The sequence below is a fragment of the Variovorax paradoxus genome (assembly GCF_024734665.1).
Lineage (GTDB): Bacteria > Pseudomonadota > Gammaproteobacteria > Burkholderiales > Burkholderiaceae_C > Variovorax.
This window is the reverse complement of the sequence record NZ_CP102931.1, coordinates 4,016,513-4,038,703: the sequence shown is the minus strand read 5'-3', so window position 1 is coordinate 4,038,703 and position 22,191 is coordinate 4,016,513. Positions and strand designations below refer to the sequence as shown.

Annotated in this window: 12 protein-coding genes; 9 read left to right on the top strand and 3 right to left on the bottom strand. The window is 67.5% G+C overall.

All coding sequences use genetic code 11. The annotated features are described in order from the left end of the window. Positions 1-218: 218 nt before the first annotated feature. Complete coding sequence (locus NWF24_RS19190) at positions 219-1,403, bottom strand: amylo-alpha-1,6-glucosidase (RefSeq protein ID WP_258349906.1); 1,185 nt, start codon at positions 1,401-1,403, stop codon at positions 219-221. 202 nt (positions 1,404-1,605) lie between these two features. On the opposite strand from NWF24_RS19190, the gene glgB reads away from it, so the two are divergent. From glgB to NWF24_RS19155, 7 genes are read left to right on the top strand one after another with little or no spacing between them, the layout of a single operon-like run. After that, positions 1,606-3,495: a 1,4-alpha-glucan branching protein GlgB gene (gene glgB / locus NWF24_RS19185; RefSeq protein WP_258349905.1), complete on the top strand. Its 1,890-nt coding sequence runs from the start codon at positions 1,606-1,608 to the stop codon at positions 3,493-3,495. Beyond that, on the top strand, positions 3,495-5,567 hold the full coding sequence (locus tag NWF24_RS19180) for an alpha-1,4-glucan--maltose-1-phosphate maltosyltransferase (protein WP_258349904.1): 2,073 nt from the start codon (positions 3,495-3,497) through the stop codon (positions 5,565-5,567). Before glgB ends, NWF24_RS19180 begins: the two co-directional genes overlap by 1 nt. Positions 5,568-5,579: 12 nt before the next feature. Further along, positions 5,580-8,912, top strand: a complete 3,333-nt coding sequence (treS, locus tag NWF24_RS19175; RefSeq protein WP_258349903.1) for a maltose alpha-D-glucosyltransferase — start codon at positions 5,580-5,582, stop codon at positions 8,910-8,912. 36 nt (positions 8,913-8,948) lie between these two features. Next, entirely contained in the window at positions 8,949-9,698 is a 750-nt protein-coding gene (locus NWF24_RS19170) for a mechanosensitive ion channel family protein (protein WP_258349902.1), read from the top strand. A gap of 20 nt (positions 9,699-9,718) precedes the next feature. Further along, positions 9,719-11,881 carry a glycogen debranching protein GlgX gene (glgX, locus tag NWF24_RS19165; protein ID WP_258349901.1) on the top strand — a complete coding sequence of 721 codons (2,163 nt, stop codon included), beginning with the start codon at positions 9,719-9,721 and terminating at the stop codon, positions 11,879-11,881. Continuing rightward, positions 11,878-13,716, top strand: coding sequence for a malto-oligosyltrehalose trehalohydrolase (gene treZ / locus NWF24_RS19160; protein ID WP_258349900.1), 1,839 nt, complete (start codon positions 11,878-11,880; stop codon positions 13,714-13,716). The genes glgX and treZ overlap by 4 nt, the downstream gene beginning before the upstream one ends. Next, positions 13,706-18,871 carry a malto-oligosyltrehalose synthase gene (locus NWF24_RS19155; RefSeq protein WP_258349899.1) on the top strand — a complete coding sequence of 1,722 codons (5,166 nt, stop codon included), beginning with the start codon at positions 13,706-13,708 and terminating at the stop codon, positions 18,869-18,871. The genes treZ and NWF24_RS19155 overlap by 11 nt, the downstream gene beginning before the upstream one ends. A gap of 71 nt (positions 18,872-18,942) precedes the next feature. On the opposite strand, the gene NWF24_RS19150 is transcribed toward NWF24_RS19155, so the two are convergent. After that, positions 18,943-19,413: a hypothetical protein gene (locus NWF24_RS19150; protein ID WP_258349898.1), complete on the bottom strand. Its 471-nt coding sequence runs from the start codon at positions 19,411-19,413 to the stop codon at positions 18,943-18,945. A 105-nt stretch (positions 19,414-19,518) separates the two neighbouring features. On the opposite strand from NWF24_RS19150, the gene dusA reads away from it, so the two are divergent. Then, a complete protein-coding gene (gene dusA, locus NWF24_RS19145; RefSeq protein WP_258349897.1) occupies positions 19,519-20,520 on the top strand; it encodes a tRNA dihydrouridine(20/20a) synthase DusA in 1,002 nt (333 codons plus the stop codon). 167 nt (positions 20,521-20,687) lie between these two features. Then, the gene (locus tag NWF24_RS19140) at positions 20,688-21,467 is read left to right on the top strand and encodes an IclR family transcriptional regulator (protein ID WP_258349896.1); all 780 of its coding nucleotides are present in this window, start codon (positions 20,688-20,690) and stop codon (positions 21,465-21,467) included. A gap of 19 nt (positions 21,468-21,486) precedes the next feature. On the opposite strand, the gene NWF24_RS19135 is transcribed toward NWF24_RS19140, so the two are convergent. Next, positions 21,487-22,161 (bottom strand): winged helix-turn-helix domain-containing protein, encoded by a 675-nt coding sequence (locus NWF24_RS19135; RefSeq protein WP_258349895.1) that lies wholly within the window; start codon positions 22,159-22,161, stop codon positions 21,487-21,489. Between the last annotated feature and the right edge of the window lie 30 nt (positions 22,162-22,191).

Here is a 22,191-nt window from a genome sequence, read left to right as displayed (position 1 = left end):
GTCGATGTCGGAGGCATGACGGTAGGAGCGTCCCGGTGCTGGCGCAAAGACGGACTTGTTCTAGGGGTGACGCATTTCCTTATAGGGGCCGCGCGGCATGGTGTCTCAGCGTTACCACCGCCTTCGGCGACGAGGGCACAGTCCGCTGGCTATTGCGGTCCATTGCGCTGCGTCTGCCTGCGCCGGCAATGTCGGCCCAGGCCGACACGCATGCGGCGTCAATAAGCCGCGCCGCCGCCCAGCAAGGCGCGCCGGGCGAGCAGAAAGGTCGCTGCATTCCAGCTCTGCCCGGCCATGCCCATGGGCGCAAGCGTCCGGCCGTGGAACCACTCGGTGAAGCGCCAGTCGTCGAGCGCGTTGACCTGCGCCAGCCGCACGAGTTCGGACCAGGCCTGTTCATGCAAGCCCAGCCTGGCAAGCGCCATCACCCAGAAGCCGCCGACGAAGGGCCAGATGCCGCCGTTGTGGTACTGGTGCACGATGTTCTGCTGATGGCGCCCCATGTACGCCCGCCACAGCGGGTGCTGGCGTGACAGCGGATGCAGCACCACGCGCACGGGGTAGGGCTCTGCGGCATGCGCCTGCGTGATGGTGTCGACGATGCGGTGTGCCATGGCCGAGTCGGCCAGCCCGCTCTGTATGGCCAGCACGTTGCCGAACACGTCCCCCTCGTCGCCGACCACGGCCAGGTTGACGAAGCTGAGGTACAGGCCGGGGTCGCGCCGGCCGCGGCGCGCATAGTGCTGCAGCAGCCGGGCCCGGTGGTATTCGGGCAGGTCGCGCTGGAACGGATTGAACAGGTGGTTGAAGTGGTGCTGCGTTGCCTCGGCATGATCGAGTGCATAGCGGCGCTTGACCTCATACCAGAGCGCATTGCTGTACAGCACGTAGCCCGAGCGCGGCATGATGTCGGCCCAGTCGCTGGCCTCGTTCTGCTGCAGCAGCCGGAAATGCTGGTGCTCCTGCGCCAGCAGCCAGTCGACCGCGCGGCTCACCTCGCGGGCCCAGTGCGACGGGCCGACCTGTCCATGGCGGCGCACATGGTCCACGGCAATCAGCCACCACAGGGTGGCGTCGATACAGCCCAGGTACCAGAAGTCGGCATCGCGGCCCTCCGGGTCGACGTATTTGGGAATCTGTCCGTTGGCCGCCTGTTGTGCCGCGAGCGCGTCGAGGCTGGCCACCGCGCCTTGTTCCAGCGCGGGCACGCCGCTGCCGCACATCGCGATCACGCATATCGCGGCGTCGCGTCCGAAGATGCGCGTGTAGCGCCGCGCCTCGGCGGCCTCGGTCCGCAGCGCCGCGAGGATGCCGTGCGGCGTCAGGTTGCGTTCCAGAAGCGCGAGCGAGGCCTGCGAGCAGGCGTCGAGCAATGCGAGCGCGGGGGCATCAAGGTCGGTCATGAACACACATCGTGGCCTGGGGCTGTCTTTTTATCACCCGCCGGCGTGCGCACCGGCGGGCGACTCGGGCAACTCTCCGACACGGCGAGGCGGCGCAGACCGTAACCGCGGCGTGCCGCACGCCTGCAAATTGGCACAGGCCATGCGAGAACCGAAGTCGGTCTTCGAACAACAGTTCCGCAGGCCTTCAACAGGAGCGCCGGTGCAGTCGAACCATTCACTCCAGAGCGAGCGAGACGCTTATCTTTTCCGCGAGGGAACCCACTCCCGCCTGTACGACCTGCTGGGTTGCCACCCGCTGGAAGAGGGCGGCGCCCGGTTCGCGGTGTGGGCGCCGAATGCGGAGTCCGTCTCGGTGGTCGGCGACTGGAATTACTGGTCCGGCGACGCCGACCCGCTGGCACCTAGCCCCGACGGCACGGGCATATGGCAAGGGCAGGTTCCCCATGCCGCGATCGGCCAGGCCTACAAGTACCGCATCCGTTCCCGCCATGGCGGCTACACGGTCGACAAGGCCGACCCTGTCGCCTTCAGCGCGGAGCCGCCGCCCGCCACCGCGTCGCGCATCTGCGAACTTTCTTACGAATGGGGTGACGCCAAGTGGATGGCGACGCGCGGGCCACGCAATGCGCTGGACGCCCCCATGTCGGTCTACGAGGTGCACCTGGGCTCATGGCGGCGCCGCGATGGCCTGTTTCTCGACTATCGCGAGATGGCGCACCAGCTTGCCGCCTACGTGAACGAGATGGGCTTCACGCACGTGGAGCTCATGCCCGTGACCGAGCATCCCTTCTACGGTTCGTGGGGCTACCAGACCACCGGCTATTTCGCGCCCACCGCGCGTTTCGGGTCGCCGCAGGACTTCATGTACCTCGTCGATCACCTGCATCAGCAGGGCATCGGCGTGCTGCTCGACTGGGTGCCTTCGCACTTTCCGACCGACGAGCACGGGCTCGGGTACTTCGACGGCACGCACCTCTACGAACACGCCGATCCGCGCCAGGGCTTTCATCCGGAGTGGAACTCCAGCATCTTCAACTACGGCCGGCCTGAGGTGCGCAGCTTCCTGGTGTCGTCGGGGCTGTTCTGGCTGAACCTGTACCACCTCGACGGGCTGCGCGTGGACGCCGTTGCGTCGATGCTGTACCTCGACTACGCGCGAGAGCACGGCGAGTGGATTCCTAACCGCCACGGCGGCCGCGAGAACCTGGAGGCCATCGACTTCCTCCAGACGCTGAACCGTGCCGTGTACCGCGAGCACCCCGACACCATCACGGTGGCCGAGGAATCGACCGCGTGGCCGCGCGTGTCACGGCCCACCGACATGGACGGCCTGGGCTTCGGCGAGAAATGGAACATGGGCTGGATGCACGACGTGCTGGCCTACATGAAGCAGGAGCCGGTCCACCGCAAGTACCACCATCACAAGCTGACCTTTGCGCTGGTGTACGCCTTCCACGAGAACTTCGTGCTGCCGCTCTCGCACGACGAGGTGGTGCACGGCAAGGGCTCGCTGCTCAACAAGATGCCCGGCGACGCCTGGCAGCAGTTCGCCAACCTGCGCGCGCTCTACGGCTTCATGTGGGCGCATCCGGGCAAGAAACTGCTCTTCATGGGTGGCGAGTTCGGCCAGCGGCGCGAGTGGACGCACGACGGCGAGCTCGAATGGTGGGTCTGCGAACAGGAAGGGCACCGCGGCCTGCAGCGCCTCGTGGCCCAGCTCAATCGCGTCTACCGCGGCGCGCCCGCGCTCCACCAGGTCGACTTCTCGTCCTCGGGGTTCGAGTGGGTCGCGGCCGACGATGCCGACACCAGCGTGTTCGCCTTCCTGCGCAAGGCGAGCGACGGCAGTCCGCCCTTGCTGGCGGTGAGCAACATGACCCCTGTGCCGCGCACCAACTACCTGCTCGGCGTGCCGCTGGGCGGCCATTGGCGCGAGCTGATCAACACCGACGCGGCGGAGTTCGGCGGGGCGGGCTGGGGCAATTTCGGGGGCGTCGAAGCGGCTCCCGTGCGTTCCCACGGCCGCAGGCAATCGGTGTGCATCACCTTGCCGCCGCTGTCCACGCTGATCCTGGAGCACCGTCCCTGATGAAGAACATTTTCTCGACCAAGCCCGCCCCCGCAGCGGCCGGGACCGACATCGACCTCGGCGACGGCGCGGTCCGCGCGGTCATCGATGCCGTGCTGCCGTGCGTGGACAACGGCCGCTTCCCGGTGAAGTGCGTGGCCGGCGAGCGGGTGCGGGTTCGCGCCCATTGCTTCACCGATGGGCACGACGTGCTGCGCGTGCAGCTGTGCTGGCGCGCGCAAGATCAAGCCCAGGCCCAGGCCCAGGCCGCATTCCGCGAAGTGCCGATGAAGCCGCTCGGCAATGACGTGTGGGAGGCTGCGTTTTCACCGCCGTCGATCGGGCGCTACGTCTACACCGCCGTCGCCTGGGTGGACCCGTTCGAGTCGTGGCGCAGTGAGATGACGCGGCGCGTCGACCCCGATGACGTGCGCATTGCCGCGCAGGTCGGTGCGCTGGAGATTGCCGCCGCCGCCGCGCGCGCCGAGGGTGCTGACCGCACCGCGTTGAACCGCTGGGCCACCGAGCTCGATGCCGTGGCGGCCAGCCCCGCGTACGACGTCGTCTCGCTGAAGGCGCTCGCGCTCGACGACGAGTACGCCGAGCTGGCGCGTCGCCATCCAGACCGCCGGCATCAGGTGCGCCCCCCGGTCGAGCTGCCGCTGGTGGCCGACCGCGAGCGCGCGCGCTTCAGCACCTGGTACGAGTTGTTCCCGCGCTCGACCGGCCCCGCGCCCGGCGTGCACGGCACCTTCAGGGACGTGGAGGCACGCTTGCCGGCCATCGCCGCGATGGGCTTCGACGTGCTGTACTTTCCGCCGATCCACCCCGTCGGCCGCGAGCAGCGCAAGGGCCCCAACAACGCGCTCGAAGCCGGCCCCGGCGACGTGGGAAGCCCGTGGGCCATCGGTGCGGCCGAAGGCGGGCACAAGTCGATCCTTCCGGAGCTTGGCACCGAAGAAGACTTCAGGCACCTGCTCGCACGCGCCGCGGAGCACGGCCTGGAGATCGCGCTGGACATCGCCTTCCAGTGCGCGCCCGACCACCCCTATGTGAAGGCGCACCCCGACTGGTTCCGCTGGCGCCCCGATGGCAGCGTGCAGTACGCCGAGAACCCGCCCAAGAAATACCAGGACATCTATCCCTTCAACTTCGAGTGCGAAGACTGGCGAGGCCTGTGGGCCGAACTCAAGAGCGTGTTCGACCACTGGATCGGCGAGGGCGTGCGCATCTTCCGCGTGGACAACCCGCACACCAAGGCCTTCCCGTTCTGGGAGTGGGCAATCGGCGAGGTGAAGCGCGTGCACCCCGACGTGATCTTCCTGGCCGAAGCCTTCACGCGGCCGAAGGTGATGCACCGGCTCGCGAAGCTGGGCTTCTCGCAGTCGTACACCTACTTCACCTGGCGCAACACGAAGGAGGAGTTGCAGGAGTACTTCACCGAGCTCTCGAGCGGCCCCGGCATCGACTACTTCCGCCCCAACGCGTGGCCCAACACGCCCGACATCCTGCACGAGCAGCTGCAGGCCGGTGAGCCCGCCATGTTCATGTCGCGGCTCGTGCTGGCCGCCACGCTCGCGGCCAACTACGGCATGTACGGGCCGGCCTACGAACTGCTCGAGCACTTGCCGCGCGGACCCGGCAGCGAGGAATACCTCGACTCCGAGAAGTACCAGTTGCGCCACTGGAACCATGACGACCCCGCCAGTCTCGCGCCCTTCATCGCGCGGGTGAACCGCATCCGCCGCGAGAACCCGGCGCTGCATTGGGACAGGGGCCTGCGCTTCCTGCACATCGACAACGACCAGTTGCTGGCCTATGCCAAGGAATCGCCAGATGGCGACAACGTCATCGTCACCGTGGTCAACCTCGATCCGCACAACATGCAGTCGGGCTGGCTCGGACTGGAACCTGGCAGCGTGGGCGTGCCGGCCGGTCGCAGCTTCCAGATGCACGACCTGCTCAGCGGCCAGCGCTTCACCTGGCAGGGCGACTGGCACTACGTGCGGCTCGATCCCCACAGCGTGCCCGCGCACATCTTCGTGGTCCGTCGCCGCCACGGCGACGAGCGCGACTTCGATTACTTCCTGTGAGGTCGCCTGCCCATGAATGCACCCGTCTCCCACATCGCACTAGAGACTGTCGAGATCGACACCAGCGACGATCCGCTGTGGTACCGCGACGCGGTGATCTACCAGCTCAACGTCAAGGCCTTCTTCGACTCCAACAACGACGGCATGGGCGACTTCAAGGGCGTCACCGCCAAGCTCGACTACGTGAAGGAGCTGGGCGTCAACACCATCTGGCTGATGCCGTTCTATCCCTCGCCGTTGCGCGACGACGGCTACGACATCTCCGGCTACGAAGACGTGCACCCGCAGTACGGCACGCTCGACGACTTCCGCGAGATGCTGGCCGAGGCGCACAAGCGGGGCCTGCGCGTGATTACCGAACTGGTCATCAACCACACGTCGAACGAGCATCCGTGGTTTAAGGCCGCGCGCCTGGCGCCGCCCGGTTCGCCCGAGCGCGACTTCTATGTGTGGAGCGACACCGACCAGCTCTACCAGGGCACGCGCATCATCTTCACCGACACCGAGACCTCGAACTGGACCTGGGACCCGGTGGCCAAGCAGTACTTCTGGCACCGCTTCTTCAGCCACCAGCCCGACCTGAACTTCGACAACCCGAAGCTGATGGAGGCGATCCTGAAGACCATGCGCTTCTGGCTCGACATGGGCGTGGACGGCTTCCGGCTCGACGCCATTCCCTACCTGGTTGAGCGCGACGGCACCAGCAACGAGAACCTGCCCGAGACCCACGCGGTGATCAAGCAGCTGCGCGCGGCCATCGACGCGGAATACAAGAACCGCTTTCTGCTGGCCGAAGCCAACATGTGGCCGGAGGACGTGCGCGAGTATTTCGGCGATGGCGACGAGTGCCACATGGCATATCACTTTCCGTTGATGCCGCGCATGTACATGGCCATTGCGCAGGAAGACCGGCACCCCATCGTCGAGATCATGGCGCAGACGCCCGACATCCCCGAAGGCTGCCAGTGGGCCATCTTCCTGCGCAACCACGACGAGCTCACGCTCGAGATGGTCACCAGCAAGGAGCGCGACTACATGTACACCATGTACGCGGCCGACATGCGCGCGCGCATCAACCTGGGCATTCGCCGGCGCCTGGCCCCGCTGATGGAAAACGACCTCGACCGCGTGAAGCTCATGAACGGCATGCTGCTGTCGATGCCGGGCTCGCCCATCATTTACTACGGCGACGAGATCGGCATGGGCGACAACGTGTTCGTGGGCGACCGCAACGGCGTGCGCACGCCCATGCAGTGGAGCCCCGACCGCAACGCCGGCTTTTCGCGCGCCGACCCGCAGCGCCTGTACCTGCAGCCGATCATGGACCCAATGTTCGGCTACGAGGCGCTCAACGTCGAGACGCAGGCGCGCGACAGCAGCTCGCTGCTGAACTGGACCAAGCGCATGCTCGCCGTGCGCAAGACCAGCCACGCATTCGGGCGCGGCAGGCGCCGCTTCCTGAAGCCCGGCAACCGAAAGATCCTGGCCTACCTGAGCGAGTACGACGGCGACGTGATCCTCACGGTGTTCAACCTGTCGCGCGCCGCGCAGCCGGTGGAACTCGACCTGTCGGAATTCAAGGGCTTCGTGCCCATCGAGATGCTGGGCCGCGCGCCGTTTCCGCCCATCGGCGAACTGCCGTACCTGCTCACGCTGGCCTCGTACGGCTTCTACTGGTTCAAGCTCACGGCAGAGGCCGACGCGCCGAGCTGGCACGAGCAGGGCGTGGCGCTGCAGGAGTGGCCCACGCTGGTGCTCTTCGACGGCTGGACCAGCTTCTTCCGCGACCGCGTGATGCCGTGGCGCATCGGCATGTCAGAGCGCATGCGCAGCCAGTTCGAGCTGGAGACGCTGCCGCGCCACATCGAGATCCAGCGCTGGTACGCCTCCAAGGGCACGGCCATCAAACGCGCACGGCTGTTCGACCACGCCGTGTGGGACGTGAACGGCCTGAGCTGGATGCTGTCGCTGCTCGACCTCGAAGGCCCGCAAGGGGGCGCCACCTACTTCATGCCGCTCGCACTGGCCTGGGAAGAGCGTGACGAGGAGCGCATGGCCGGCGTGGCACAGGCCGCGCTCGCCAAGGTGCGGCAGCAGGCGCAGGTGGGCCTGATGGGCGATGCCTTCTACGACGAGGCCTTCTGCCGCGCGCTGGTGCGTGCCATTTCAAACGGTGCCGAACTGCCGACGCTGAACGGCAAGCTGGTCTTCAGGCCGACGGCCGCCTTCGCGGAGATCGCCGCCGACATCGACATAGACGCGCTGCCTGTCGGCCGCCCGAGCGGCGTGAGCAGCAACACCGTGGTCACGCTGGACGAGACCCTGTTCCTCAAGGGCTATCGCCACGTGCGCGAAGGCATCAACCCCGAGCTGGAGATGGGCCGCTTCCTGACCGAGGTGGCGCGCTACCCGCATTGCGTGCCGGTGCTCGGCGCGCTCGAGTACATGACCAACGACGGACGCACGATGACGCTCGCGATGGTGCAGAGCTACATGGCCAACCAGGGCGACGGCTGGGACTACACGCTCGGCTACCTGGAGCGCTTCCTGCGCGACGTGGCCACCACCGATGGCGACATGCCCGACGTGTCCGCGGTGCACGGCGGTTTCCTCGCGCTCATGGCCACGCTGGGGCGGCGCACTGCAGAGCTGCACCACGCGCTCGCCATGCGCACCGGCTCGGCCGCCTTCGACCCCGAGCCGCTGGCCGCAGCCGACTTTGCCGGCTTCAAGACGCACGCGGCGAACGACGCCACGGCCACGCTCGCGCTGTTGCGAGAACGGCTCGACCTGCTGCCGGCCACCGCGCAGGCCGACGCGCGCAACCTGCTGGAAGCGGCCGACGCGCTGCACGCCGGCATCCAGGCGCGCCACCCGGTGGAAGGCGGTGGTATCAAGAGCCGCTACCACGGCGACTACCACCTGGGCCAGGTGCTGGTGAAGGACAACGACTTCGTCATCATCGACTTCGAGGGCGAGCCCGCCCGCAGCTTCGAGGAGCGCCGCACCAAGAGTTCGCCCCTGCGCGACGTGGCGAGCATGCTGCGTTCGTTCAACTACGCCCGCTGGTCGGCGCTGCGCCGCGTGGCACAGAGCACCGACGAAGCCGAGCGGCTGGCCGCGCCGGCCATCGCCTGGGAGCAGGCGACGCGCGACGCCTTCCTGGCCGGCTACGGCGCCACGCTGGCGCCGCCCGACGGCGCGCCGCTCGATGCCGAACTGCTCGCGCTGTTCGAGCTCGACAAGGCCCTCTACGAGCTGCGCTACGAGCTCGGCAACCGCATCGAGTGGGCGCAGGTTCCGCTGCACGGCGTGCTCGCGCTGATCCAGTCGTCCCGCGCCTGAAGCCACTGACGCCACCCCTTCACCGGAAGACACACCATGGAAAATTTCGGCATTCACCTGGAGCCGCTGCGCGCCATCCTCTACCAGGTCGGCGCCTTCATTCCGCGCCTGCTGATCGGGCTGGTGGTGGTATTCGTCGGCTGGCTGGTCGCCAAGGCTGCCCGCTTCGCGGTGACGAAGGCGCTGCGCGCCATCAACTTCAACGTGCTTACCGAGCGCGCGGGGCTCGACAACTTCCTGCGTCAGGGCGGGCTGGCGGGGGACACCAGCAGCCTGTTCGGCATCCTGACGTACTGGCTGGTGATCCTGGCTTCGCTGCTCATTGCCTTCAACGGCATGGGGCTGAGCTACATCGCCGATCTGCTGGGCCGCATCGTCTGGTTCGTGCCGAACGTGTTCGTGGCGTTGCTGGTGCTGGCCTTCGGCTCCTACTTCGCGCGCTTCGTGGGCGAAGCGGTGGGCAGCTATTTCCGCGGCGTGAAGATGCAGGACGCGGTGCTCTTCGGCAAGGTTGCGCAGTACGCGGTGATGGCCTTCGTGATTCTCATCGCACTCGACCAGATCAAGGTGGGTGGCGACATCGTGCGCGAGAGCTTCCTCGTGATTCTGGCGGGCGTGGTTTTTGCGTTGGCCCTGGCATTCGGGCTGGCCGGCAAGGATTGGGCAAAGGCCCAGATCGAGCGCTGGTGGCCGCGGCAGATCAAGGACACCAAGGCGCCGCCGAGCGTGACCACCGTCGGCAGCAGCAATCCCACGCGTTTCGACAACGACCGTCCACCCCGCTGAACCCCGCTGAACGCACCCGAATGACACGAAAAACCAATCCGACGATCAACGCTGTGTGGCCCGGCCGGCCCTATCCCCGTGGTGCGACCTGGGACGGAGAGGGCGTCAACTTCGCCTTGTTCTCGCAGCACTCGGACAAGGTCGAGCTGTGCCTGTTCGACGAGCGCGGCCGCCAGGAGCTGCAGCGCATCCTGATGCGCGAGCGCACGGACGGCGTATGGCACTGCTACCTGCCCGAGGCGCGCCCCGGGCAGGCCTACGGCTACCGCGTGCATGGGCCCTACAAGCCCGAGGAGGGGCATCGCTTCAACGCCCACAAGCTGCTGGTCGACCCGTACGCCAAGGACCTGGTGGGCGACCTGCGCTGGGGCGATGCGCTCTACGGCTACACCGTGGGCAGCAAGCGCGAAGACCTCTCCTTCGACCGCCGCGACAGCGCACCGCTGATGCCGAAGGGCCGCGTGCTCGAAACCGCCTTCACCTGGGGCGATGACCGGCGCCCCTCAGTGCCGTGGCAGGACATGGTGATCTACGAGATGCACGTGCGCGGCTTCACCATGACGCACCCCGACGTGCCGCCCGGGCTGCGCGGCACCTATGCCGCACTCGGCTGCGCGCCGGTGGTCGACTACCTCAAGCGCCTGGGCGTGACCACGGTCGAGTTGCTGCCCGTGCACAGCTTCCTCAACGACCGGCACCTGGCCGAGAAGGGCCTGCAGAACTACTGGGGCTACAACACGCTGGCCTACTTCGCCCCCGAGATGCGCTACAGCGCCTCGGGCAAGGTAAAGGAGTTCAAGACCATGGTGAAGACGCTGCACTCGGCGGGCATCGAGGTGATCCTCGACGTGGTCTACAACCACACCTGCGAAGGCAACCAGCTCGGGCCCACGCTGTCGATGCGCGGCGTGGACAACGCCTCGTACTACATCGCCAACGCCGAGAACCGCCGCTACTACGACGACTTCACGGGCTGCGGCAATACCGTGAACCTGGAGCATCCGCACGCGCTGCAGCTGGTGATGGACTCGCTGCGCTACTGGGCCGAGGAGATGCACGTCGACGGCTTCCGCTTCGACCTGGCCTCGGCGCTGGCGCGCGAGGCCGGCAAGGTCGAGAACCTCGGTGGCTTCTTCGACGCGATTCGCCAGGACCCGACGCTCAACCGCGTGAAGCTCATTGCCGAGCCCTGGGACCTGGGCCACGGCGGCTACCAGGTCGGCAACTTTCCGCTCGGCTGGGCCGAGTGGAACGACCAGTACCGCGACGGCCTGCGCGGGTTCTGGAAAGGTGACGGCGGGCTCATCGGCGAGGTGGCCAAGCGCGTCACCGGTTCCGAGGACCTGTACGGCTGGTCGGGCAAGCGGCCCAGCGCCAGCATCAACTTCATCACCGCACACGACGGCTTCACGCTGCACGACCTGGTCTCCTACAACGACAAGCACAACGAAGCCAACGGCGAGGACAACCGTGACGGCAACAGCCACAACGTGTCGTGGAACTGCGGCGTCGAGGGCCCCACCGACGACCCCGAAGTGGTGGCCCTGCGCGAGCGCCAGAAGCGCAACCTGCTGGCCACGCTGCTGCTGTCGCAGGGCGTTCCGATGCTGCTGGCGGGCGACGAGCGCGGCCACACGCAGCAGGGCAACAACAACGTCTACTGCCAGGACAACGAGCTCGGCTGGATCGACTGGACGTCCACGCCCGAGCGCCTGGCGCTCGCGACTTTCGTCGAACGCATGGTGGCGCTGCGCCGCGCGCACCCTTCGTTCCGGCGCCGCACCTTCTTCGCGGGCAAGCCCGCCGAAGGCGAGACCGTGACCGACGTTCACTGGCTCAAGCCCGACGGCCAGGAGATGCGGCCGGAAGACTGGAACGACGCCAATGCGCGCTGCATCGCGATGTACATCCCCGGCGGCGGCATTGCCGACCACGGGCCGCGCGGCGAGGTGCAGCACGACGACGACTTCCTGGTGCTGCTCAACGCCCACCACGACGAGATTGCCTTCACGCTGCCGCCGATGCCGCATGGCGCGTGGCGCTTGCTGGTCGACACGGCCAGCAGCACGCCGCCGCTCGCCACCGAGGATGCAGCCGCGCTCGCCCCGGCATGGGCGCAGCCCAGCTATCCCCTGCAATGCCGCTCGCTCGTTGTGCTGAGCCGGCCGGATGTGCGGCCATGAGCGCTCATACACATCGCATGCCGTTCGGCGCCACGGTGCATGCCGATGGCGCGGACTTCGCGCTCTGGGCTCCGTCGGCGGAAATCGTCACGCTCGAACACCACGCGGTGGCTGGCGAAACCTCGTCGCAGCCCATGACGCGCGACGGCAAGGGCTGGCATCGCCTGGCCGTGCCCGGGGTGGGGCATGGCGACAGCTACCGCTACCGCCTGCCCGACGGCACGCGCGTGCCCGACCCGGCGTCGCGCTTCAACCCAGAGGACGTGCACGGCCCGAGCGTGGTCATCGACCCGCAGCGCTTCGAGTGGACCGATGGCGCTTGGCGCGGTCGCCCCTGGGAAGAGGCGGTGGTCTACGAGCTGCATGTCGGCACCTTCACCGAAGAGGGGAGCTTCAGCGCCGCGCGCGAACGGCTGGGCGAACTTGCCGAGCTCGGCGTCACCGTCATCGAGCTCATGCCGGTCGCGGATTTTCCGGGGCAGCGCAACTGGGGCTACGACGGCGTGCTGCCGTTTGCGCCCGATGCCTCGTACGGCGCACCCGACGAACTCAAGGCGCTGGTCGACACGGCGCACTCGCTGGGGCTGATGGTGCTGCTCGACGTGGTCTACAACCACTTCGGGCCGGAAGGCAACTACCTGCATGCGTACTGCCCCGAGTTCTTCAACCCCGGACACCAGACGCCGTGGGGCGCCGCGATCAACTTCGACGGGCCGGGCTCGCGCACGGTGCGCGACTTCTTCATTCACAACGCGCTCTACTGGGTGGAGGAGTTCCGCTTCGACGGCCTGCGCATGGATGCCATTCATGCCATTCACGACGAGACGCGGCCGCACATCGTGAACGAGATCCGCGAGGCGCTCGATGCCGGGCCGGCCCGCGAGCGCCATGTTCACCTGGTGCTGGAGAACGATGCCAACCAGGCCTCGATGCTGATGCGCGACGGCAGCGGCATGCCCGTGGCAGGCACGGCGCAGTGGAACGACGACCTGCACCACGCGGTGCACGTGCTGGCCACCGGTGAGCGCGATGGCTATTACGCCGACTATGCCGACGACCCGGTGTGCCGCTTCGCCTGCGCGCTGGCCGAAGGCTTCATCTACCAGGGGCAGCCGTCGGCTTTCAGGCATGGCGAGCGGCGTGGCGAGCCGAGCACGCGATTACCGCCGCAGGCGTTCGTGTCTTTCCTGCAGACGCACGACCAGGTCGGCAACCGCGCCTTCGGCGAGCGCATTCACGCGCTCGGCGATCCGGTGCTGGTGCGTGCGGCGCTGGCCTGCCTGCTGCTGTCACCGCACGTGCCGATGCTGTTCATGGGCGACGAGTTCGCGGCCTCCACGCCGTTCCAGTATTTCTGCGACTTCGGGCCGGAGCTTGCGGCGGCAGTGTCCGAAGGGCGGCGTGCGGAGTTCGGCGGATTCGCGATGTTCGCGGACGAAGCCGCGCGCGCGCGCATTCCGGACCCGAATGCCGAGGAGACCTTCCTGGCCTCGAAGCTGCGCTGGCGCGAGCGCGGGACACGCGCGCATTTTTCAAGGCTCAGCGAGGTGCAGCAGCTGCTGGACCTGCGTCACCGCCTGATCGTGCCGCGGCTCGCCGGCATGGCGGGCGCGGGCGTCTACCGGTGCGAGAACGACATGCTCCAGGTGCAGTGGGACATGGCGTCGGCGCGATTGCATCTGCTCGCCCATTTCGGCGCACAGCCTGTGGAGGGCGCGACGGCGCCGCCCGGCGAGGTGGTCTACAGCGACGGGGCGACGGCCGATAACGAAGGCGCGTTGCACCTGGCGCGCGGCGCGGTGCGCGTGACGCTGGAAGCGCTGCATGGCGGATGAAGCAGGCCACGGCCCTGTGACGGGCGATCTCGGGCGGCTGTGCGCGCACTTCGGCATTGCCACCGGTTATTTCGATGCCTTCGGCGCGCGGCGCGAGGCTTCCGCCGAAAGCCTGATCGCGCTGCTGGGCGAGTTCGGCGTGCGGCTCGACGGCTCAGCTGACGCAGACCGTGCATTGGAGGCCGCACATCGCGTGCGCTGGGCGCAGGCGCTGCCACCGGTGCGTGTCGTGCAGGCCGGCAGCGCTGCGTGGTCGGTGTCGTTGCGGCTGCCGACGCCCATGCGGCGGCTGCGCTGGCAGCTTGGCGACGAGCAGGGGCGCGAGCTGCAAGGCGAGGCCGACGCCGAGGCGTTGCCCGAGACCGGCCGTATCGATATCGACGGCATCCGGCTGTGCGAGCGTGTTCTGCAGATGCCGTTGGCGCTCGAAGCGGGCTACCACCGGCTGCGCATTGAAGGCCTACGCGGCGAGACGCTGGTTCTTGCAACGCCCGGCCGCTGTTACCGGCCGCCTGTGGTGCGCGAGGGCGGTCGCGTCTGGGGCGCGGCGGTGCAGCTCTACAGCCTGCGCTCGCCGAGGAACTGGGGCATCGGCGACTTCAGCGATCTGGAAGAACTCGCCGTGCGCATGGCAGCGCAGGGCGCCGACATCATTGGCCTCAACCCGTTGCACGCGTTGTTCGCGAGCACGCCGTCGAATGCGAGCCCGTACAGCCCGTCGTCGCGCCAGCAGCTCAACGTGCTCTACATCGACGTGGAGGCGGTGGATGGTTTTGCAGACTGCGACCCGGCCCGCGAGCGGGTGCATTCGCCTGACTTCCAGGCGCGGCTCGCTGCGCTGCGCGCGACGCAGCTGGTGGATTACGCGGGAGTGGCCGCGGCGAAGTTCGAAGTGCTCGAATTGCTCTTCGGCCATTTCTGCGCGCGGCACCTGTCTTCGGAGGGCGCGCCCGACGAGACAGGCAGGGAGTTTCTGGCCTTCGTCGCGGAGCGCGGCGAGGCGTTGCGGCAGCACGCTCTTTTCGAAGCACTGCACGCGCACTTTCTTGCAGCCGAAGGCGGCGCTTGGGATTGGCATGCATGGCCCAGCGCCTACAGGGACCCGGATTCCGCCGAGGTGACCGCATTCGCCGTGGCGCATGCGCAACGCGTGCAGTTTCACCAGTACCTCCAGTGGCTGGCCACCCGGCAACTGGCACGGGCGGCCGCGCGCTGCGATGCGCTCGGCATGGGTGTGGGCCTGTACGTGGACCTGGCGGTGTCGGTCGACCGCGCCGGCTCCGACACCTGGGGCGCGCAGCAGGTGTTTGCGGAGGGCGCCAGCGTCGGCGCGCCGCCGGACGAGTTCAACCCCGCCGGGCAAGGCTGGGGCCTGCCGCCGCTGCGCCCTGACCGCTTGCGCAACGATGGCTATCGCTTCTTCATCGAGACGCTGCGCGCGAGCATGCGCGGCGCGGGCGCGCTGCGCATCGACCACGTGATGGGCCTGATGCGCCTGTTCTGGATTCCGCAGGGCCGCGGCGCACGCGAGGGCGCGTACGTCTACTACCCGCTCGACGAGATGCTCGCCATCGTGGCGATCGAGAGCCACCGCCACCGCTGCATGGTCGTGGGCGAGGACCTTGGCACGGTCGAAGATGCGGTGCGCGATGCGCTGGCGCAGGCCGACGTGCTGTCTTACCGCCTGCTGTATTTCGAGAAGCAGCGCGACGGCCGTTTCACGCAGCCCGCGGCCTATCCGCCGGCTGCCCTGGTCGCGATCAGCACGCACGACCTCGCGACCTTCGCGGGCTGGTGGACGGCCGACGATTTGCGCGAGCGGCTCGCGCTGGGCCTGTTTCCCGATCCGGCGATCTTCGACAAGCAGCTGATGGACCGGGCGCAGGAGCGCATCGAGTTGATGCAGGCCTTGCAGCAGGCGGGCCTGGTGTCGCGCGACGAGGTGGCGCAGGCTGCCGGGCTCGCGATGCCGTCTGCGCGCATCGTGGAAGCGGTGCACGCTTTTCTGGCGGCTGCGCCGTCGGCGTTGATGATGGTTCAGCTCGAGGACGTGGCGGGCGTGGTGGCGCAGGCCAACATGCCCGGCACGGTGGACGAGCATCCGAACTGGCGGCGCAAGCTGCCCGGGTCGGTGGCGGCGCTGGCCGGCGGAGAGCGCATGCGCGGGCTGGGCGAGGCGCTGCGCGCAGCACGGCCGCGCCAGTTCGAATCGGCCGGGCGAAGTGAGTCACCGGGTCTGACGGCTCGCGTGCCTCGCGCCACCTACCGGCTGCAGTTCCACAAGGATTTCGGCTTCGACGACGCGATCCGCGTGCTGCCGTATCTTGCGAAGCTCGGCGTGAGCCATGTGTACTGCTCGCCGATCCAGCGCGCCCGCGCAGGCAGCATGCACGGCTACGACGTGGTGGCGCATGCGGAGATCAACCCCGAGCTCGGTGGCGAAGAAGGCTTTGCGCGCTTCGTCGCGGCGCTGAAGGTCAACGGCCTCGGGCAGCTGCTGGACATGGTGCCCAACCACATGGGCGTGTTCGGCGCCGACAACGCGTGGTGGATGGACGTGCTGGAGAACGGACCCGCGTCGCTGTTCGCGCAGCACTTCGACATCGACTGGCAGCCGCTCAACGTCGAGCTGACCGGCAAGGTGCTGCTGCCCGTGCTGGGCGTGCACTACGGCGAGGCGCTGGAAAACGGCGAGCTGATCCTGCGCTTCGAGGACGTGAGCGGCAGCTTTGCCATCGGCTACTACGACCACCGGTTTCCGCTGGCGCCCGAAAGCTATCCCGTGGTGCTCGAACGGGCGCTGGCGCGGCTGGGCGACGCAGCGGCATCGGGGCGACTGGCGAGTTTGTCGACCGCTTTCGGTCATCTGCCGGGGCGCGGCACGGCCTCTGCGCAGGAGCAGGCAGAACGCGTGCGCGACAAGGAATTGCTCAAGGCCCGGCTGGCGCGGCTTGCCCAGCGCCATCCTTCGGTGGCGCAGGCGCTCGTTGCGTCGGTGGCGGAACTGAACCTCACATTGCCGGAAGCGCGCGACGCACTGCACAAGCTGATCGAGCTGCAGGCGTACCGGCTCGCGCATTGGCGGGTGGCGGCGGACGAAATCAACTACCGGCGCTTCTTCGACATCAACGATCTCGCGGCCGTGCGCATGGAGCGCGAGGAGGTGTTCGAGGCCACGCAGTCGTTCGCGCTGGACCTCGCCGCATCCGGCGTGGTGGACGGCCTGCGCATCGACCACCCCGACGGGCTCTACGACCCGGCCGAGTACTTCCTCAAGCTGCAGGAAGGCTATGCGCGACGCGCCGGGCTGATGCTGCCCACACATGACGCGCAGGGGCGGCCCGCGCGGCCTCTGTACGTGGTGGCCGAGAAGATCGCCGGTGCACACGAAGAGGTGCCCGAGAGCTGGCATGTGCACGGCACCACCGGCTATCGCTTCGCGAACGTGGCAAACGGCGTGCTGGTCGATACCGCGGCCGAGGCGAGCGTGGTGCACGCGTGGCAACGCTTCACCGGCGAGATGGAAGACTTCGCCTCGGTGTCGCGCGCCGGCCGGCGCGAGGTGATGCGCAATGCGCTCGCGTCGGAGCTGAACGTGCTCTCGACCGAGCTGCTGCGCATCGCAAGGGCCCACCGCAGCACGCGCGACTACACGCTCAATGCGCTGCGCCGCGCGCTGGCGGATGTCGGTGCGTGCATGCCGGTCTACCGGACCTACATCGTCGAACGGCCGTCGGAGCAGGACGCGCGCTTCATCGACGAGGCCGTCGACGAAGCCGCCCGGCAGAGCGGGGACGCCGACCGCTCGATCTTCGATTTCGTGCGGTGCGCGTTGCGGGGAGAGGCCGTCGCTTCCGCTGCGCCGACGTTGGGCGAACGGGTGCGCCGCTTCGCACTGCGCTTCCAGCAGTTCAGTGCACCGGTGGCGGCGAAGGGCGTGGAGGACACGGCTTTCTACCGCTACTTTCCGCTCAGCTCGCTCAACGAGGTGGGGGGCGAACCGGACCTGTTCGGCATCGAGATCGACGCATTCCATGCGGCGAGCGCCGACCGCGCTCTGCGCTGGCCCCACACCATGCTGGCGACTTCGACGCACGACAACAAGCGGTCGGAAGACGTGCGCAACCGGATCGACGTGCTGTCCGAAATGCCCAACGAGTGGGTGCTGGCCCTGACGCGCTGGCATGGCCTGTGCCGCGGCACGCGGAAGAAACTGGCCGGCGGCGAGGCGCCGTCGCGTGCCGACGAATACCTGCTGTACCAGACGCTGCTCGGCACCCTGCCTCCTGGCGGGCTCGATGCCGGCACGGTACCCGGCTACAGCGACCGCATCTGGCAATACATGCAGAAGGCTGCCCGCGAGGCCAAGCTGCGCACGAGATGGTCCCAGCCCGATGCGGACTACGAGGCCGCGCTCGAGCGTTTCGTGCGTGAACTGCTGGCCGATCCGGAAAAGGGCGCGTGCCTTGCGGACATCCAGCGGCTGGCTGACACGCTGTCATGGTTCGGCGCATGGAACAGCCTCACGCTCACGCTGCTGAAATACGGCTCGCCCGGTGTGCCCGATCTCTACCAGGGCAGTGAGCTCATCGAACTGAGCCTGGTCGATCCGGACAACCGGCGCCCGGTGGACTACGCCCTGCGCCAGCGGCGGCTGGCCGCACTGCGGGCAATGGTTGGCCAGGAAGGGGATGGCCTGGCAGCGCGGGTGCGCTCGATGGTCGAGGCGCCGCACGACGGCCGCGCCAAGCTCTGGTTCATCTGGCGCCTGCTGTCGCTGCGGCGGGAGCAGCCTTTGCTGTTCAGCGAAGGAAGCTACGAGCCGCTGGCGGTCGAAGGGCCGCTGTCGAAGCATGTCGTGGCCTTTGCGCGCAGGCATGAGGGCCAGGTGCTCGTGGTTGTGGCGGGGCGGTTGTTCGTCGATCTCTCGCGCCGCGGCGCGGATGACGGTGCGATTCCGGCGCTTCCTGAGGCGACGAGATGGAAGGGCACGACGGTGCGCCTTCCCGAAGGCGTCCGCTCAGCGGTGCTCGAGAACCTGCTGACTGGAGAGTCGCTGTCGGTCGGGGAGGGCAGTATTTGCCTGGACGACGCACTGCGACGGATGCCCTGGGCCGTCTTCAGCGGTACAGCGCCTCGGGAGAACTACGCATGATCTGCACCTGCTGCGCGGCGTCGATGACGCGAGTGACCGGCTCCCAGACGCTCGAATAGACCGGCAAGGCGTCAGGCGCGAAGCTCGTGTGCGGCCAGTCGAAGCCCCAGGTCTGCGATCCGGGACCAATGCTCCGGCCGCGCGTACCACTGCACATGCCATCCCACCGGCTGGATGCGCGGGGGCGAGTGCATGAAAGTGCGCGTCGATGTCCCGGTCATTGCCAACCGGCGATACAAGGTTGAATCGCACGCCTCGCACGCCGCGGGAATGCATCGATGCCATTGCGCGTCGGTCGTGCCGGACTCCAGCACTGCCACGCCCCGATGCCGGCCGTTGCCCTGACGCAGGGCTTCGAGCATCACCGTGTTGTCGTAGTCGTAGACGCTGGGTTGCAGCAGCACGAGGTGCGCGACACCATGGTGCTCGGCCAGCTGCTCGATGTTTGTCAGCGGCCGGTCCACCGGCCGGTAGTGGCCAGGCACGACCGGAGCTTGCGCGTCGGAGACATTGCGCGCGAATCCCCTGAATCCTTGCCGCATGAGAAACTACCGGCTTGATGTAGCCGATGCCCGTGCAGATGCTGACAGGACCGGCGAGCGAGGTCGGATCCTTGGTCTTCGAACGGTTGGCGGGGTTCCAAGTGTATGAGTGACAACGCTAAACCATTGAATTTAAAAGAGAAAACTATCTCGGTCGCCCCGATGATGGATTGGACGGACCGCCATTGCCGGTACTTCCATCGCCTGCTGTCGCGCCACGCGCTGCTCTACACCGAGATGGTGACGACCGGCGCGCTGGTGCATGGCGACGTGCCCCGTCACCTTCGCTTCAACGCTGAAGAACATCCGGTGGCGCTGCAACTCGGCGGCAGCGAGCCGGCCGACCTTGCGCATTGCGCGAAGCTCGGCGAAGAGTGGGGCTACGACGAGATCAACCTCAACTGCGGTTGCCCGAGCGAGCGCGTGCAGCGCGGCGCGTTCGGCGCCTGCCTGATGAACGAGCCACAGCTGGTGGCCGACTGCGTGAAGGCGATGGTCGATGTGGTGGGCGTGCCCGTCACGGTCAAGCACCGCATCGGCATCGACAAGATCGAGAGCTACGAATTCGTGCGCGACTTCGTCGGCCAGGTGAGCGAGGCCGGCTGCCAGACTTTCATCGTGCATGCGCGCAATGCGTGGCTGCAGGGCCTGAGCCCGAAGCAGAACCGCGAGATTCCGCCGCTGCGCTACGAGCTGGTGCACCGGCTGAAGCACGAGTTTCCGGCGTTGTGCTTTGCCATCAACGGCGGCATTTCGGTCAACGCGCAGGTGCATGAACACCTGCGCCTGCTCGACGGCGTGATGGTCGGGCGCGAGGCGTATCACAACCCCTGGTGGCTGGCCGAATGGGACGCCGAGTTCTTCGGCGCCGAAGCACAGCCGCTGACGCGCGAAGAGGTCGAGTCGCTGATGTGCGACTACATGGCCCGCGAGGCGGCCGAGCACGGCACGCAGTGGTGGTCGATCGCGCGGCACATGCTGGGTCTGCGCAACGGCCTGCCGGGCGCACGCCGCTGGCGCCAGGTCTGGAGCGATCACCGGCTCAAGACGCTGCCTGCGCACGAGGTGATGGCGATGGCGCGCGAACCTGTCGCGCAAGCCGCCTGAGCCCGAGGCGCATCGAGCGCTTTTCTCCCCGGGAAGCGGGCCTGTCACGGCCCGCAGCTTTTCAGTTGAAACGTTGTTCCAAAAAACGCTACTTCACGATAAGTGGCGCGTCAACCGTTTTTTGCTGAAAAATGAGGAGCATCAGGGACATAAAAAGGTTTGGATACATGAATGACGCGATTGGCGGCAAAGAAGAAGTAAGTGCGCTCGCCAGGGGATTGGCCCTTCTCCGGGTCATCGGCATGGCATCGGCACCGATAGGCAATCGCGAACTGGCAGACACCACGGGCATCCCCAAGGCCACGGTGTCGCGGCTCACCGCCACGCTGGTGAGTGCGGGGTATTTGCGACAGTCGCAGGACAGCGAGCGCTTCAGCCTCGGCCCGGCGCTGCTGGACATGAGTAGCCGCTACCTGCGCCATTTCGACCTGCGCACGGTGGCACGGCCGCACCTGGCGGCGCTGTCGGAGTCTGCGGGCGTGAGCGTGCACATGGGCGTACGCGACGAGCTCGACATGCTCGTCATCGATTCGCTGCGGCCACGCTCCGTGGTCATCAGCTCGCGCATCGAGGTGGGCACGCGCATGGCCATCGCCACCTCGGCCGCCGGGCGCGCCTATCTGGCGGCGCTGCCCACGCCGGAAAAAGCCGAATTGCTGGCGCAGATCCGGACCGAAAGCGGGGAAAGCTGGAACGCCATCGAGCCTGGCCTGATGGCCAGCCTCGACGAGTACGACCGGCTGGGCTACTGCGGCTCTTTTGGCGAATGGAATCCGCATATCCACGCCATCGGCTTCGCACTGGAGGGTCCGCGCGGCGAGCGCTACTCCGTGAGTTGCGGCGGCCCCGCCTACCTTCTGCCCAAGGACACGATGGTGGTGCGCATCGCGCCGCTGCTGCTGGAGACGGCGCAGCGTCTCGTCGGGGAAACCGGCACGTCGACCTAGAACTGAAGGGTCTTCGGCCCTAGTGGTCGTTGCGCAGCGCCAGCACGTAGCCCTCGCCGCGCACGGTGTGGAGCAGTTTCAGGTCGAAGGGATCGTCCAGTTTCTGGCGAAGCCTGAGGATGCCGACCGTGACCATGTTGTCCCGCTCGCCGTTGCTCGCTCCCCACACGGCCTTGATCAGCTCGGCGCGCGACAGCACCTGGCCCCTGCGTGCCATCAGCGCGTCCAGAAGCTCGAACAGCGTGGCACTGAGGCCGAGATCCACGCCTTGCCGAAACGCCTTGCCGCTCGCGCGGTCGATGGCCAGGTCTGCCAGCCGCAGGACGGCCGCCTCCGGACCATGACCGCCTGACGCCAGCGCCCAGGCACGTGCGACCAGATCGGCGGGTGCACAAGGCTTGACCAGGTACTCGGTCGCGCCCTGCGCCAGTCCTTCGAGACGGTCGGCCACCTGGTCTCGTTGCGTCAGCACCAGCAGCGGGGCACTGCTGCTGCGCCGAACGGAACGTATCGTCACGTGCGCGGCAGCTGGCTGCGCGGCGTCGAGAAGAATCAGTGCGTACGGCTTGCTTGTGAAAAGCCATGCGTCGGCATCGCGGGAGTCGATCACGTCGACAGCCAGGCCGCATCGTCCGAGCACGCCGCCAAGTTCGTCGCGCGTTCCGTTTCCGGATCTGAGAAACAGGACATTCATGGGTTGGAACCCCTTGCCGGTGTAGAAGCC